Below are 13,458 nucleotides of genomic sequence, written 5' to 3' on the forward strand. Positions count from 1 at the left end.
CATGAGCCTGGCACGCCGGCTCATATCAGCCGGTTTCAGCGATCTTGACAAAGGGGAGCGCTTCCTTGGCGCCCGTGAACTCGACGGAATCGACCAAGAGACCCTCTTCGCGGGCCTGCACCTGAGTGCCAGCCCCGATACGGCCCTGCAGACCCTGGTGCGGCTCATCGAGAAGCACCCGGCCCTGCGGGAGCTTGCGGCCGCCGAGCTGGACCGCAGCGAACCGCTGTACCGCCTGCTCGGCGCTTCCGAGGCCCTGGGCGAGTTCCTGATCCGCCACCCTGAGCACCTCGATGTCTTCGACGAGCGGGTCAGCCCCGAACCGCAGGCGCAGGACCCGGCTGTGCTGCGGGCACGGCTGCTCGCCTCGGTCCGCGCCGACGCCGCTTCCCCGCGGCCGGTGGCTGGCCTGACCGGCCCCGCCGCCTATGCGGCCCTGCGCACGGCATACCGGCGCGGCCTGACCGAACTTGCCATCCGCGACCTGTGCGCCGCGAGCCCGCAGGATGCGATGCCGATCGTCGGTGCGGAGCTTGCGGATCTCGCCGGGGCCGCGATCGAAGCTGCCCTGGCGGTGTCCAGGGCCGAGGCGGCCGGCACCTTCGACCCGGCGGATGTCGCCGCCGTCCGGCTGGCAGTGATCGGCATGGGCAAATGCGGCGCCCGCGAGCTCAACTACATCTCCGACGTCGACGTCATCTATGTGATCGAAGCGCAAGGGCTTGAGGACGCCCACGCCGCCACGATCGGCACCGCACTGGCCAGCGGCATCTCGCGGGCGATTTCCTCCACCGCGCCGGAACCGGGCCTCTGGGAAGTCGACGCGAACCTGCGCCCAGAGGGCAAATCCGGGCCGCTGGTGCGGACCTTGCCATCGCACCTGAGCTACTATGCCCGCTGGGCGGACAGCTGGGAGTTCCAGGCGCTCCTGAAGGCCCGCACCATCGCCGGCGACAGGGAACTCGGCACCCGCTACGAGGACGCCGTGCAGCCTTTGGTCTGGGCGTCGTCGGGCCGTGAGGGCTTCGTCGAATCCGTCCAGGCGATGCGTCGCCGAGTCACCGACAACATCGCCCCGGCAGAGGAACAGCGCCAGATCAAGCTCGGCCCGGGCGGCCTGCGGGACGTTGAGTTCACCGTCCAGTTGCTGCAGCTGGTCCATGGGAAATCGGACGAGACGCTGCGCAGCCGGGACACGACGTCGGCCATTGCTGCGCTCTCCGCCGGCGGTTACATCGGCCGTGCGGATGCCGCTGCCTTCGACAGCGCGTACCGTTACCTGCGGCTGCTGGAGCACCGGATCCAGCTCTTCCAGCTGCGCCGCACGCACCTGATGCCCACCAGCGAGGACGCCCAGCGTTTCCTGGCAAAGGCGGTGCTCGGGCCGTTTTCCTCGGAACGCCCGCACCCGGATGCCCTGATCGGCACCTGGCAGAAGACGAAACGCTCAGTCCGCGAGCTGCACGAACGGATCTTCTACCGCCCGCTGCTGAACACTGCGGCAAGCCTCAGCAGCGAGGACGCCCGGCTCAGCCCGGAAGCGGCACAGGGGCGCCTGGCGGCGCTCGGCTATCGCGATCCGCGGGGTGCCATGCGGCACATCGAGGCGCTCACCGCAGGTGTGAGCCGCCGGGCGGCCCTGCAGCGGCAGCTGCTGCCCATCCTGCTTGGCTGGCTCGCCGAAGGAGTCGATCCCGACGCCGGGCTGCTCGCCTTCCGCCGCGTCAGCGAGGCCCTTGGCACCACGCACTGGTATTTGGGGATGCTGCGCGATTCGCAAGCAGCGGCCGAGCGGCTCTGCCATGTGCTCTCCAACTCCCGGCTGATCGCCGACCTGTTGGAAGTCTCTCCCGAATCGGTGGCTTGGCTGGGGAACGACAAGGAGCTCAAGCCGGTCTCCTTCGAGGCGCAGTGGCAGGAAATCCAGTCGAAGATGTCCCGCCACGCCGATCCGGAAAGTGCGATGCGCCTCATCCGGCTTATCCGGCGCCGCGAAATCCTGCGGATTGCCATTGCCGACAGTTCCGGGCTTCTCGACCAGGACGAAGTGGGCGCTGCCCTGGCCGACACGGACCGCGCCGCGGTCCTGGGGGCCCTGCATGTGGCCGAGAGCATCGTTTCCGACGGCGGCCCGCTCAAGACCCACGTGCTGGTGGTGGCCATGGGACGCCAGGGAGGCCGGGAGATCGGCTACGGCTCCGACGCCGACGTCATGTACGTCCACCGGGCACAGCCTGGTGCCAACGACGAGGAAGCACAGAAGCAGGCCCTCGCGATCGTCGCCCAGGTGTCGAGCCTGCTGACCCAGCCGCTGAAGCCGGCGATCATGGCCGAACGGGTCCTCGCGGTCGACGCCGACCTGCGGCCGGAAGGCAAGAGCGGGGCGATGGTGCGCTCCCTGGACTCCTACGCCGAGTACTACCGCCGCTGGTCCCTGATCTGGGAGGCCCAGGCGCTCCTGCGCGCCAAGCCGATGGCAGGCGACGACGGCCTCGCCGCCGACTTCGTCGAACTCGTGGATCCCATCCGGTACCCGGCAGTGCTTGCGGACACCGAGCTTCGCGAAATCCGGCGGATCAAGGCACGCGTCGAATCGGAACGGCTGCCGCGCGGTGCCGATCCCGCACGCCACGTGAAGCTCGGCCGTGGTGGCCTCAGCGACGTCGAATGGCTCGTCCAGCTCCTGCAGCTCCAGTATGCAGGGAAGCATCCCTCACTGCGGACCACGTCCACCATGCAGGCGCTGGACGCCATCGCAGAGCTGGAGCTGATCGGGAAGGAAGACGCCCGGCTTCTGCGCTCCACCTGGCGCCTGGCAAGCCGGATCCGCTCGGCCAACGTGATCTGCACCGGTCGTGCCTCCGACCTGTTGCCGGCCTCGCGCCGGGACCTGGAGGCGGTGGCACGCTGGTGCGGCTACGCGCCGGGCCAGGCCGCGGTCTTCGAAGAGGACTATCTTCGGATGAGCCGGCGGACGCGCGCCGTCTTCGAGCGGGAGTTCTACGGCCAGTAACATCCAGTGGCCCGCGATGCCTTGGGCCTAGATGACTTCCTCGCGGTCCTGGAGTTCAAGGACCCGGCCCTCGCGCAGCCCCGTGAGGGCCGAAGCCACGTGGAATGCACCGTGGATCCCGAAATAGTCGGGGAAGTCCGCCTCGGCGACAAACCGCCATTCCGTGAGTTCCGCTTCCTGCAGGACGATCCGCGCGTCGCCGGACAGGACTCCGCCGTCGTAGAGGAAGTTCAGGCCATCGCCGATGGGGGACGGAAACGCCGAGTGGCCAATGATGAGGAGGGCTCCAGGGACGATGTCCAGGCCCAATTCTTCGCGGCCTTCACGGCGCGCGGCGGCGCGGGGGGCTTCCCCGGCATCGACCGTGCCGCCAGGCAGGAGCCAGCCGTCCTTGTAGTTCGGCTTCACCGCCAGGACCCTGCCTCCATGGTCACGGATGACGAGCCCCGCGGCTACGCGCCGGCGGGGGAGGGTGCGGAAGTATTCGCGGCTTTCGGGACTGAGTTCGGCCATGCCGCCACGGTAACAGGACGGGAGCCGGGTCCGGGAAAATGTGACCGCCTCGCACGCGGGCCGCAACGCGGAGCCCTGGCAGTCGGGGCCTATTGCCCGGTGTGGTGGCCCATCTGGGTCTGGTTCAAGGCCGTGGGCAGTTCGTAAGGGTTGGGCTTCCTGTCCTCGTCCGGGCCCATCGCCTCGCGGTTGCCGTAGCTGCGGGGCGTGTTGAGGTCGCGGGAACGCAGGCGGAGTCCGACGGCGAGCAGCCCGAGGGAGTCTGCCAGCAGGACAAGGCCGAGGACGAACAGCACGGTTGTCCCGGCGTCGGCCTCTCCGCCCGCAACCGCCGCGAGCGGCCGGGGCAGGATCAAAGCGCAAGCGGCGAACGCGAGGCCCGACAGTACCAGCAGGATCGTCCATTTCTTCTTCATTGCTTCCCCCAAAAAGTAGTTCGGTCGAAATGCCGTGGCTCCATTCAACCGGGAAACATGGCAGGACGAAAGGTGCGGGCTCGGTGGAGTGAACGACGCCGGAGCCGGCGTCAACGTTTGTTGACGCCAGCTTGGCCGTCAACTATGGTTGACGCCATGGAGGTGGACCGTATGAAGACCCTGGTTGGATCAATGGATGGCATGGGACCCGCGGAGGCCCTCTATGCCGTGGCGGAACTGCAGAAGGAAGTAGGCAGGACCGAAGCCCAGTTGGTACGCGCCGCCCGCCAATCCGGCTTGTCCTGGGAAGCGATCGCCGTGTGCCTCGGCGTCAGCAAGCAGGCCGTACACAAGAAGTACGGGAAACAGTAGCCGCGCCGCGGCTTCCGGAACGCAAAAGGCCGGCCGCAGCCTGGAAGCTGCGACCGGCCCTTGCTGGTCCGACTAGACGCCGTAGTAGAGCTCGAACTAAACAATGGTTGTTGGCGATAGTTGGTAACCGTTGAAATCCGCTAGATTCCGCGGATCTAGGGGTTGGCTGCGATGGGCCGAAAATGAGCTCTTGTGGACTTCTTGCGGACTATTTGCGGACTGGCTTCTGGGGTTCCAGGTTTGTGCCATGATGTGCGGATGGGAACACCTGAACACATACAGGCAATAGATGAGTACGCTGACGCATTCCGGAACTGGGACAAAGTGAACAGTGCCTACAACGCGCAGAAAGCCACGAGAGAGCAGCTCGACGCCGCAGGAGTAGCGCGAAAGTCGGCTTACGACAAGGTTCGAGCCTTCGAAGAAGAAGTCGAGAGAGGTCGCTGATCCAGCACTATGAAAACTCGCATAGAACTAGTGGACAAGAATACTTACCTGCTGCACTGCAAGAATTGCGGGCTGGTTGCGAACGAACACGACCGGTCCATGATCGAAGACATGCAGCGAAGGCACGAAGCATTTAGTTGCGGCACTATCCAGACCTCACACTGAACCAGGATGGGATGGGGGCGGCAAGGTTGCCGAATGATGCCTTACTTTCCGTGTGGCACTCGGATAGTCTGTGCGCACATCGGCAGACTCAGAGGGGGACATGATGTTGAAGCCTGGTAAATCACGGTTGTGGCTGATCCTAGGGATCATCCTGCAAGGCATTGGCGGGGCGATCTACTTCGGCGGCGTTGTGAACTCGCTCAAGGCCACCCTGTATTCAGATAATGCGTCCGGTCCATCTATGGCAATCGGTGCGCTCGTCGTGTTCATCGGGTGGATCTCGCTGCTGGTCGGTGTTAGCCGTGCCAGCGCGGGCATTGATTACCTTGTCGCCGCAGTGCGGGATGACGTCCCGTCCAAGAGTTCCAGTTGATGCATGTCCGGAGTGCACTGACCCTCCTATTGGGCTATCGACATGTGCGCCCCAGCGCTCTTACACTTGACCCGTGGGCCCCGAAAGCTTGAGGATGCATACTCAACTAGCGGGGCCCCAGGGTTTAAGGGCTGACATTGCACACCGGCACCACTCAGATACTGAAGTCGCTTTCAGGCACGATTGCAGCCGGTTTCCGGGCCTCTTGTTCGTTGTCCGCTGCCTGAGCCAAGTTGGTCTGGTGGGCCTCCGCCCTGTCGCTAAGCTCCTTCATGGCCCGATAGAGCTGTTTTAGGTTGATTGTGTTTCCGAGGATCGCCAGGTCGTTACGCACGTCGTCGAACAGTCTCAGAGTGTTGAAGGGTGCGTCGATGAACTCGGGCATTCCGACGTTGAAGTCAACGATTGGCTTTCCTCCCATGAGATGGAGATCCATCCGCTGATCGAAATGCTCAAACGCGTTTCTGACGTCCCGGTCGGCCAGAAGATCCCGGAAGTCGTCGGCTGCCAAAGTAGTGCGCAAAGCCTGTGACCGGTAGTCGCGGTGGCCCGGCAGTGCTTCGCTCTGCTCCCGGGTGAGGACCTTCTTGTTGATGTAGTCGTCAGGCCAGAGGATTCGGGAGACAGCCACGGAGGCTGAGAGCAGGCCCTGAGCGGCGGCAAATACCGCCGTGATGTTTCCTTGGCTTCGTGCCCCTTCAAGCCAGGCGACGAAGCAATCCGCGATCTGGGCCGGGCGCTTGATTTCTCGAAAGTAGGGGTCTAGTTGCACAGTCATAGCCAAACCATAGGCCTGGTTCAGAAGAGTTTGAACTGTGTCCTGTAAGCCCCCGAAAGCATGAGGTTGCATACTCGGCCCCGCTGGGGACTCAGGGTTTAGCGACCACACCTTTTCTGAGGCTACGGTCGGTTCAGTCGTTCGCTGGCTCGGGCTGCGCGGGTCCCGATCCTGGGGGACCGCCTCGTTTCCGGTTGCGCCGGCCGCTTGCTTGTCATCTCCTTGATAGCTTCGACGTCCGCGCGGCTGAAACGAATTTCTGTGCCGACGCGATGGTGGGGCCACTTGGGTGTGCGGCGGTAGATCGTGGCCGGGTTGACCTTGAACATCGCAGCCAGATCCTTGACTGTGAAAAAGGTGTCGTCTTCATTCATGGCGTCGATGCTCGTCATACCGAGAGAGTACGCAGCCCCTGCCTTGCGCTGATAACTAGAGCCGCGGGCTGGACTGCTCCTGGCTGATCTACCTACTGCGTTTTACTTTTGCTTGTCCATTGATCTACTCGGACTTACTTATGTGCTTGTAGGGATGTGATAAAAACCGGGCTCAAAGTCTTCGACCAGCGACAGGGACTATTACGCCCCGCCGATTCGGGCGCGTGGACCGGGGGATAGAACAAGTAGCCCGGTCCACGCTTTGGCAGCTTACAAGGCATCTTCCGTTAGTCGGCCGCGATCCCCTTGGGAGTGTGCTCGCGTTGTACGCCCGGCGCTTCCCCGGACTGCGACGCTAGCGGATCTATGAGTCGCGGATCGATCTCAAGGACTGCCGCCAGAGACTCGACACGATGTGGTGGCACCCTCCGCCGCCCGGTCTCGTAACCCGTTAATGTGGGATGCGAGATGCCCACCAGGTTCCCGAGGCCCGATACGGTTAACCGCTTCTTCTGTCGTTCGCGTTTGATAATGAGCCCAATTCGGGCGTCCAAAAGAGTCACGGCGCAACAATATAGGCATTTTTGGATGCCTGCCAAAGTGGTATTGATGTGTACTTTTGCCGTTCAAAATAATGCAAGAAAATGACCTCTGGACTGATTGAAAAGCTTGGTCGTCGTTCTCGCCTGTCTTAGCCTGCAGGCGCGGTACGTATCCAAGGTTTGGCCATAATCTTCCAGCATGTCGGTGATCGTGAAAATAGCGTTCCGTAGCCAGTCGGGCGAACTCGGAGAGGTGGCTGGCGAAGCGGACAGCTATGAGGATGCCTCATCTGTTGCGCACTCCCGGCTTCCGGAAGGGCGCAGCGCCTGGCGATCTACGTGGATAGCCCAGCCGCCTGACATTGTCATAGGTCGCTGCCATGCTGGCGGTGTGAGCGATAGACCGTACTGGGTGGCGCCGCGGAACGAGAACCCGAAACACCCACTTTCCGTGCCTGCATCGGAGGTCGCCTTCGAGGCGAAGACCGAGGCACCGGAGTCCATCCCCGTGTGGGTCCGGCTCCATTTCGAGGACGGATCCGAAGAGACCGCAAAGGGCTTCGCTCACGCGTGGACGCGCATCCATGTCCTTGTGCAGATCCCTTGGGCGCAGACCTACTACACCGGCACAAAAGAGGTCTGGGTGCAAGCCGAAGACGTGCGGCGGCGGATCATCCTTGACCGGCGCTGACAGCCCGTGCGGCAAGCGCCGCAGACCGGACGCTGAAATCTACTTCGGGGACTCCGCTGGTGCTTCCCGCTCTTGGGCTTGATCCAAGACTTCCTTGACGACGATGGCGATCTCTTCCTCCGTCGGCTTGGCCTGAGTTTCGTCCATGTGGCTTACCAAGATCCCCAGAAGAGTGACCAGAGTTGTGACGAGTAAAGTGAACAGGGCCAACTTGTCGCTACGGCTCCACGCTTTCGACACCAAGTCAGCCGCCAACGGCGATGTCTTCTCCAGCGCCCGGATCGCAGCTTCGGGAGTTCGAACTTTCCCGAGATCGAGATTCGCTAGAGCACGACGGGCTTCGTCAACGATGTCCCGGGTCCACTGCGGGCCGCTCAGCATTTCTATGAGGCCATCCCGAAAGCTAAAGGTTCCCTCCATCATCTTCGAGTCAGCCCCGCACCGCGGACACGAAACGATTCCCCCAGTTATGGACACCTTGACGTTGCTGATCCGAATAACGGCCGACTCGAACACACCATGAAAGGGACAAACCGCCAGCACATTCTCCATGCTGCCCATCTTAGATACATCACCCGGATACCCTCCCCCTAGTCACACGTCTCCGGATCTTGATAGGTCATGCAGCCAACGACAGCATCGACCTGCGCGGTTCGCTAGAGGTGCTTTGCCCTTTGCGGGAAGTCAGGCGGCTGGTTCGATGAGGTCGGGTCCGTTGTTGCGGACGTAGTTCACACGGTCGCTGACGACGCGAGGCACAAGGTGCGGCTCGGGGATGGAGTCGAGCAGGGCCCGGACGTCTGATTCCTTGTTGGTGTCGGGGTCGAGCCAGTCGGTCCACATGTCCGGTGGGACGATCAATGGTGTGCGGTCGTGGATGTGGCCGAGCGCGTCGGTGGCCGACGTCGTGATGATCGTGGCAGTGCGCAACCATTTCTCGGTGTGCCCATCAGGAAGGGCGGGATCCGGCCAGTTCTCGAACAGGGCAGCAAACGCCGGCGGCTTCTCGTCAGCGTCGTGTAGGTAGGTCGGGATCTTGCTGCCGGGGGTTTTCTCCCATTCGTAGTAGCCGTCACTGGGGATGATCCCGCGGCGCGAGGCGGCGGCCTTCCGGAAGGACGGCTTCTCAGTGATGGTTTCCATGCGGGCGTTGATCAGCCGGGCAGCCCCCTTGGTGTCCTTCGCCCATGCCGGCACGAGGCCCCATCGCGCCGTCACGAGCTTCCTGGAGACCTATTCGCCTTCCCTTGCACGGTCCACAATCAGCGGGAGCGGGTCAGTTGGCGCGACGTTCCAGCTAGGCGCTAGACCGGGGTCAACCACTTCACTGACTAGGTAGAAGTCCTGGATGTCAGCAGCCGAGTACGTCATTACGAGGCGTCCGCACACGAGCCCATTATTGTTGCAAGCCGGATCCGCAGGTAGGTCTCTCCTCCTATGCGCAGGCCAATTCGCCTCGTCTTAGCCGCCACCCGCACAAGTCTGTTCGCCCTATGTCCTGTGGGCTAGCATGGGGTCCTGTCGGGCGCTAACAGCAGGTGGCGCTGAAACCAGATAGATGGGGGCATCATGGCGAAGTTCGACAAACTCATTGAGCAGGCACAGCCTCACCTCAACCCTGGCGAGGTTATTCTCGCTGCAGTCCAAGGCGCATATGAGACCAAGATGCTCGGAAAGGACACCGTTCGCACTGGCATTCTCATGGCCACTGGCGGCCGTATTGTCTTCTTTTCCAAGCGGCTTGGCGGCTATGACCTTGAATCCTTCGAGTACCGCAGCGTTTCCTCGTTCGAGCAGTCCAAGAGTCTTATGGGTCATTCCATACAGTTCTTTGCCTCCGGAAACAAGGTCTCGGTCAAGTGGATCAACGACGCCGCTTCCATGGAGCAATTCACCGCCACGGTACGCGAGCATCTCGCCGCGACCCATGCTCCGACGCAACCTGCTCCGGCCGCCAACGATGACGTCTACGAACAACTGCGCAAGCTCGGCGAGCTCCGCGACGCAGGAATCGTCACACCGGAGGAATTCGAGGAAAAGAAGGCGACTCTGATCGCTCGTATCTAGAGCCTGAACGACAGAAAACGTCCCGGCCGGCACACACAGGTAATCGTCGGAGAAAACACCACCTGCGTACCCCGACACAACGAAATAGGCGAGAAGCTGGCCAAGGAAATTATGAAGCAGGCCAAAGGGGAGGACGCGAAATGAAGCTCCACGTAACGGCGGCCCGGGACGGCCGCACATGGTTCGTGGAATCCGCCCAAATTGACGGGCTCACCACCCAAGCCAGAACCGTCGCCGAGATCCCAGAAATGGTTCGGGACCTCGCTGCAATGATCACTGGGCGGCCCGAATCTGACTTCGACGTTGAAATTACGTTTGATGCCCCCGAGGTCGCGGCGCATCTTCGTCAAGCGGAAGATCTCGCCGCGAAAGCTGACGCGTTGCGTGCCGAATCCGCCCGCGAACGGCACGAGGCAGCCATGGTCCTGAAGCGTCAAGGCGTCACTGTCCGGGACATCGGGGCAGTTCTTGGGGTGTCACATCAACGTGCACAGCAACTAGTCAGTAACTAACCGAACAAACGAAAAAGCCCCCACCCTAAAAAGGGTGGGGGCTTCGGTTGCCGGTGGGGCCGGTTCAGGCTTCGTGTTTGCTGTCTGGTTTGGGTTCGGCTCCGAGGCGGAGGCGGGTCAGGAAGGCGTTGACGACGGGGAGGGCCATGACGCGGGTGATGCCTGCCGATGCGGCGAGCACGGCACCAGCGATGCCAGTTGCTGCTGCCGGGTCGTGCCCGGTCGCTGCCTGGTAGATCAGGGGTGCACCAGCAAGGAGGGGCAGGGCTACGGCGAGGCCGGTGCGGACGGTCGCCCGCCACGGGTGCTTGGTCTGAGAGGGCATCAGGAGTCCTTGCCGTTCACGGTCGCCTTGCCGTTCACGTTCAGGTTGATGTCCAGGCCCTCAGCCAGGGCCTCAGCGGCGCCGGCTTTCGCGGCGGCTTCGACTTTGGCCCGGTCGATGGTGACGCCCTGCCCGGCTGCGATCTGGTCCACGACTTCGCGGATTGCGTTGACCTTGGCGTGGGTCTGGCCGTGGTACTTCCGGTCCGCCGCAACCGACCGGTTCAGCAGGTCGGCGATGTTGTTCGACTTCTCGTGCCCGAGGCCGATCTGCTTGAGAAGGTTCTCGTACTGTCCCATGGTGAAAAGCTCCTGAGGTTCAGGCGTCACATCGCCTGCTGGGTTGATGGTGGATCCGTTGAAGCCCCATGGGGCTTTGGAGTCGTAGTCGAGGGCGCTGATCGGTGCCGGGTCACCCCAGTACAGGTCGCACGTGCTGATGTGGATGTGGTCGTAATGCCCATACCCGGCACCGTCCCATGTGGTCCACCCGGACCAGTCGCCCATGATCTTGTCGCGGTAGATCATGTAGTAGAGCCGGTCGGGGTGCCCGTCGATCACACCCTTGCGACCTTCCACAGCGAGCCATTTCACGAGCTCCTGGGCTTGGGTTTCGTTCAGGTTTCCGGGGGTTCCGACGAAGATGTCCACGGCATGCACGACACCGTTGTTGTCGGCGTTGTGGCCGGTGATTCCACTGTCTACGCCCTTCACTCCAGGATGGGGCAGTTGTTCAGCGACGCCGTGCATGATGGGCTACTGCCGAAATCACCGTTGAGCCGCCGCACGGCGCCGAAGGCCGGGAGGCAGCGCCCGTATGTGGCTACCACGGGGCAGGTGTGGGGAATCCATGACGCGATGCCGGAAGGCTTGAGGCCCGCGGTGCTCCTTGGCGCGTTCGCTGGCCTGAGGGTCGCTGAGGCCGTCGCGCTTCGGGTCTCCGACGTGGATTGGATGCGGGGCATCATCACGCCGGCCATCCAGTACCCAGGCGTTGAGCTGAAGACCGAGGAATCCAAGAACCCCATCGGCATCCCGCAGGATCTGAGCCTCGAGCTGTCCAAGAATCACACGAAATGGGGGAGTGACACCCTGGTCACGAATGAGTGGGGCCGCGGGATCTCCCCGCACCGGCTGGAGCACTACTTTCGCGAAGCCAGGGCGCAGGTTGCCGGCCTGCCTGAGGGCTTCCGATTTCATGACCTGCGGCACTACTACGCCTCGCTGCTGATCGCCAAGGGACTCGATGTGAAGGTGGTCCAGCGTTGCCTCAGGCACGCATCCGCTAAGACCACCTTGGACACCTACGGGCACATGTGGCCGGACAAAGAAGAGTCCGCGCGGGCTCCTGTCGCTGACATCCTGAAGGAGCGGCAGCAGAGCCTGAAAAACGAGGGCCGCGCATTAGTGATCGATCGGGGGAGACGATAGGCCACGTCATTCAGCCCGCGCGGTTGCCTGCAAGGTCAGAGCTCACAAAGAACGGGGAACGATATAGTTCGTCGACCACATTCTTCTGATTCCCCGTGGCCGCGCTGACCGAGCGCGAGGTTCTTAGGTGAGGTGGAGTTCGCGTCCTTGGAAGTATCGCGAGTGAGTGACCTTGATAGCGTCGAGCGACTTCGCGTTTAGCGCGACGATCTCGATGTCCTTGTCTGTACGTTCGGCCTCCAGTTGGAGACGTCGCCGCATGGCGTCACGGGAGCCGTTGGGGCCATCATAAGTCTCAATCGAGTAGTCACCGTTACTCCGGTGGTATTGAATTACGTAGCCGGGCATCTTACTCTCCTTCGGCTCGGAGCACCTTAAGGGCGTCTTTGATCAAGAGCAGTCTTCTTGCATTTTCCTTCTTGAGAGCATACACGTGGAGGGCAGTGTCCTCCATGTCCACCCTCAGAAGGCCCATCCTCCGCTTGTGGCGACGAACCTGGCGCTTGTCTGGGCCGCCTTTGAAGGCACGCGGCATCTTGGCTGCTTTCAGCCTCTCCAGACTTTCCGCCACAGATTCCTGTAATGACTCGATCTCGGCGACGCTATCCGTCGACATCTGTTGCAGGAGCTCCACAATGGCCCGACCCGGCTCTTCTTCGGGAAAGGCCCCATATCGAATGTCTCGCCCAAACCTGTCAGCGGCCTGTTCGTACGCATTTGCCCAGGCGGCCTGCAGGTGGGTGCGAATCTGCACCTCGGCTCGCGCCTTCAATTCCGTAAAAGTCAGCCACAAGTGAACGGCACGGTATCCGCTGTGGGCTTCTGTGCGGTAGTCCTTGATTTCAACTTCGGCGACATCGGCCAATGCCGCGGCCAAGGCGTTTGCAACGTTGGTTTGCTGCTTTAGCGTCATGTCACACTCAAGTCGAGCGCCAGAGATGTCCTGAATGTTGGGCAGTTGGTAGGTCGGGTGCCGTATCAGTTTCTCGGTAAGAGTGTCGACGGTCTTGGTACGAGATGAGATTTCGGGGATGAGGTCCGGAAGGATTGGCGTCAGATCTACCGATTCGACCCTGTGGTGCAGGAAGCCTGTCAGGTCGTTGTACCACAGCATTACGTCGTCGTAGTTTGGTAAGCCTTCCGGAATGTCTTCGCCCCGAACAAGACATTTGCCGAGTCTCCCGAGAGCGTTTCGTGTCCACGGCATTGGTTGAACACTGGGAACCTGCGCGGAATCGATGGACATAGGGACGATAGTACGGCCCACGTTCGCGTTGGGGCTGAAAAGTGACGTGCTTCGGTAATCGGGAGGATCTCGGCCCCACGCAGGTCCAACACGAAATGAGCAGCAACATCCAGGGTGACAAGAAGGGCCACAGGCGCAATGCCTGTGGCCCTTCCTCATTCGGGAACCGGGATTCTTGCGGACTCCTTGCGGAC

The 13,458-nt window shown here is 62.2% G+C and carries 18 protein-coding genes; 7 read left to right on the plus strand and 11 right to left on the minus strand.

Annotation, left to right across the window (positions count from 1 at the left end; genetic code table 11):
• Position 1: 1 nt before the first annotated feature.
• Positions 2 to 3,013, plus strand: coding sequence for a bifunctional [glutamine synthetase] adenylyltransferase/[glutamine synthetase]-adenylyl-L-tyrosine phosphorylase (locus ACN9M4_RS08085; RefSeq protein WP_426303017.1), 3,012 nt, complete (start codon positions 2 to 4; stop codon positions 3,011 to 3,013).
• A gap of 27 nt (positions 3,014 to 3,040) precedes the next feature.
• Here ACN9M4_RS08085 and ACN9M4_RS08090 read toward each other — a convergent pair whose 3' ends face one another.
• The gene (locus tag ACN9M4_RS08090) at positions 3,041 to 3,526 is read right to left on the minus strand and encodes an NUDIX domain-containing protein (protein WP_426303018.1); all 486 of its coding nucleotides are present in this window, start codon (positions 3,524 to 3,526) and stop codon (positions 3,041 to 3,043) included.
• Positions 3,527 to 3,615: 89 nt separating this feature from the next.
• Entirely contained in the window at positions 3,616 to 3,942 is a 327-nt protein-coding gene (locus ACN9M4_RS08095; protein ID WP_426303019.1) for a hypothetical protein, read from the minus strand.
• Positions 3,943 to 4,098: 156 nt separating this feature from the next.
• Between ACN9M4_RS08095 and ACN9M4_RS08100 the strand changes: the two genes are divergently transcribed.
• On the plus strand, positions 4,099 to 4,314 hold the full coding sequence (locus tag ACN9M4_RS08100) for an AsnC family protein (RefSeq protein ID WP_426303020.1): 216 nt from the start codon (positions 4,099 to 4,101) through the stop codon (positions 4,312 to 4,314).
• 712 nt (positions 4,315 to 5,026) lie between these two features.
• The gene (locus tag ACN9M4_RS08105) at positions 5,027 to 5,299 is read left to right on the plus strand and encodes a hypothetical protein (RefSeq protein WP_426303021.1); all 273 of its coding nucleotides are present in this window, start codon (positions 5,027 to 5,029) and stop codon (positions 5,297 to 5,299) included.
• Positions 5,300 to 5,453: 154 nt separating this feature from the next.
• On the opposite strand, the gene ACN9M4_RS08110 is transcribed toward ACN9M4_RS08105, so the two are convergent.
• The 3 genes from ACN9M4_RS08110 to ACN9M4_RS08120 form a co-directional block, all read right to left on the minus strand.
• The gene (locus ACN9M4_RS08110) at positions 5,454 to 6,077 is read right to left on the minus strand and encodes a hypothetical protein (protein ID WP_426303022.1); all 624 of its coding nucleotides are present in this window, start codon (positions 6,075 to 6,077) and stop codon (positions 5,454 to 5,456) included.
• A 122-nt stretch (positions 6,078 to 6,199) separates the two neighbouring features.
• On the minus strand, positions 6,200 to 6,469 hold the full coding sequence (locus tag ACN9M4_RS08115; RefSeq protein WP_426303023.1) for a helix-turn-helix domain-containing protein: 270 nt from the start codon (positions 6,467 to 6,469) through the stop codon (positions 6,200 to 6,202).
• A gap of 269 nt (positions 6,470 to 6,738) precedes the next feature.
• Positions 6,739 to 7,014: a helix-turn-helix domain-containing protein gene (locus ACN9M4_RS08120; protein WP_426303024.1), complete on the minus strand. Its 276-nt coding sequence runs from the start codon at positions 7,012 to 7,014 to the stop codon at positions 6,739 to 6,741.
• Positions 7,015 to 7,384: 370 nt separating this feature from the next.
• Here ACN9M4_RS08120 and ACN9M4_RS08125 point away from each other — a divergent pair, with 370 nt between their 5' ends.
• Positions 7,385 to 7,684, plus strand: coding sequence for a hypothetical protein (locus tag ACN9M4_RS08125; RefSeq protein WP_426303025.1), 300 nt, complete (start codon positions 7,385 to 7,387; stop codon positions 7,682 to 7,684).
• A gap of 39 nt (positions 7,685 to 7,723) precedes the next feature.
• Here ACN9M4_RS08125 and ACN9M4_RS08130 read toward each other — a convergent pair whose 3' ends face one another.
• Positions 7,724 to 8,236: a hypothetical protein gene (locus ACN9M4_RS08130; RefSeq protein WP_426303026.1), complete on the minus strand. Its 513-nt coding sequence runs from the start codon at positions 8,234 to 8,236 to the stop codon at positions 7,724 to 7,726.
• 132 nt (positions 8,237 to 8,368) lie between these two features.
• Positions 8,369 to 8,902: an SOS response-associated peptidase gene (locus tag ACN9M4_RS08135; RefSeq protein WP_426303027.1), complete on the minus strand. Its 534-nt coding sequence runs from the start codon at positions 8,900 to 8,902 to the stop codon at positions 8,369 to 8,371.
• A 351-nt stretch (positions 8,903 to 9,253) separates the two neighbouring features.
• On the opposite strand from ACN9M4_RS08135, the gene ACN9M4_RS08140 reads away from it, so the two are divergent.
• Positions 9,254 to 9,751 carry a PH domain-containing protein gene (locus ACN9M4_RS08140; protein WP_426303028.1) on the plus strand — a complete coding sequence of 166 codons (498 nt, stop codon included), beginning with the start codon at positions 9,254 to 9,256 and terminating at the stop codon, positions 9,749 to 9,751.
• Between the two features lie 140 nt (positions 9,752 to 9,891).
• Complete coding sequence (locus ACN9M4_RS08145) at positions 9,892 to 10,263, plus strand: hypothetical protein (RefSeq protein WP_426303029.1); 372 nt, start codon at positions 9,892 to 9,894, stop codon at positions 10,261 to 10,263.
• A 64-nt stretch (positions 10,264 to 10,327) separates the two neighbouring features.
• Here the strand turns inward: ACN9M4_RS08145 and ACN9M4_RS08150 are convergent, their stop codons facing one another.
• Both ACN9M4_RS08150 and ACN9M4_RS08155 read right to left on the minus strand, forming a co-directional pair.
• Positions 10,328 to 10,588: a hypothetical protein gene (locus ACN9M4_RS08150; protein ID WP_426303030.1), complete on the minus strand. Its 261-nt coding sequence runs from the start codon at positions 10,586 to 10,588 to the stop codon at positions 10,328 to 10,330.
• Positions 10,588 to 11,337 (minus strand): hypothetical protein, encoded by a 750-nt coding sequence (locus ACN9M4_RS08155; RefSeq protein WP_426303031.1) that lies wholly within the window; start codon positions 11,335 to 11,337, stop codon positions 10,588 to 10,590. The genes ACN9M4_RS08150 and ACN9M4_RS08155 overlap by 1 nt, the downstream gene beginning before the upstream one ends.
• Here ACN9M4_RS08155 and ACN9M4_RS08160 point away from each other — a divergent pair.
• A complete protein-coding gene (locus ACN9M4_RS08160; protein ID WP_426303032.1) occupies positions 11,317 to 12,018 on the plus strand; it encodes a tyrosine-type recombinase/integrase in 702 nt (233 codons plus the stop codon). The genes ACN9M4_RS08155 and ACN9M4_RS08160 overlap by 21 nt on opposite strands.
• A 123-nt stretch (positions 12,019 to 12,141) precedes the next feature.
• Here the strand turns inward: ACN9M4_RS08160 and ACN9M4_RS08165 are convergent, their stop codons facing one another.
• Positions 12,142 to 12,279: a hypothetical protein gene (locus tag ACN9M4_RS08165; RefSeq protein ID WP_426303033.1), complete on the minus strand. Its 138-nt coding sequence runs from the start codon at positions 12,277 to 12,279 to the stop codon at positions 12,142 to 12,144.
• Between the two features lie 88 nt (positions 12,280 to 12,367).
• Positions 12,368 to 13,264, minus strand: coding sequence for a hypothetical protein (locus tag ACN9M4_RS08170; protein ID WP_426303034.1), 897 nt, complete (start codon positions 13,262 to 13,264; stop codon positions 12,368 to 12,370).
• Positions 13,265 to 13,458: the final 194 nt, after the last annotated feature.

Source organism: Arthrobacter sp. R-11 (genome assembly GCF_049913155.1).
In the GTDB taxonomy this organism is placed as follows: Bacteria; Actinomycetota; Actinomycetes; order Actinomycetales; family Micrococcaceae; genus Arthrobacter.

Excerpts from the sequence above, each read along its gene's own strand:
- ACN9M4_RS08165 (WP_426303033.1), bottom strand. The coding sequence starts at position 12,279 with ATGCGGCGACGTCTCCAACTGGAGGCCGAACGTACAGACAAGGACATC.
- ACN9M4_RS08145 (WP_426303029.1), top strand. The coding sequence starts at position 9,892 with ATGAAGCTCCACGTAACGGCGGCCCGGGACGGCCGCACATGGTTCGTG.
- ACN9M4_RS08085 (WP_426303017.1), top strand. The coding sequence starts at position 2 with ATGAGCCTGGCACGCCGGCTCATATCAGCCGGTTTCAGCGATCTTGAC.
- ACN9M4_RS08100 (WP_426303020.1), top strand. The coding sequence starts at position 4,099 with ATGGAGGTGGACCGTATGAAGACCCTGGTTGGATCAATGGATGGCATG.
- ACN9M4_RS08110 (WP_426303022.1), bottom strand. The coding sequence starts at position 6,077 with ATGACTGTGCAACTAGACCCCTACTTTCGAGAAATCAAGCGCCCGGCC.
- ACN9M4_RS08155 (WP_426303031.1), bottom strand. The coding sequence starts at position 11,337 with ATGCACGGCGTCGCTGAACAACTGCCCCATCCTGGAGTGAAGGGCGTA.
- ACN9M4_RS08095 (WP_426303019.1), bottom strand. The coding sequence starts at position 3,942 with ATGAAGAAGAAATGGACGATCCTGCTGGTACTGTCGGGCCTCGCGTTC.
- ACN9M4_RS08090 (WP_426303018.1), bottom strand. The coding sequence starts at position 3,526 with ATGGCCGAACTCAGTCCCGAAAGCCGCGAATACTTCCGCACCCTCCCC.
- ACN9M4_RS08115 (WP_426303023.1), bottom strand. The coding sequence starts at position 6,469 with ATGACGAGCATCGACGCCATGAATGAAGACGACACCTTTTTCACAGTC.
- ACN9M4_RS08140 (WP_426303028.1), top strand. The coding sequence starts at position 9,254 with ATGGCGAAGTTCGACAAACTCATTGAGCAGGCACAGCCTCACCTCAAC.
- ACN9M4_RS08150 (WP_426303030.1), bottom strand. The coding sequence starts at position 10,588 with ATGCCCTCTCAGACCAAGCACCCGTGGCGGGCGACCGTCCGCACCGGC.
- ACN9M4_RS08105 (WP_426303021.1), top strand. The coding sequence starts at position 5,027 with ATGATGTTGAAGCCTGGTAAATCACGGTTGTGGCTGATCCTAGGGATC.
- ACN9M4_RS08130 (WP_426303026.1), bottom strand. The coding sequence starts at position 8,236 with ATGGAGAATGTGCTGGCGGTTTGTCCCTTTCATGGTGTGTTCGAGTCG.
- ACN9M4_RS08170 (WP_426303034.1), bottom strand. The coding sequence starts at position 13,264 with ATGTCCATCGATTCCGCGCAGGTTCCCAGTGTTCAACCAATGCCGTGG.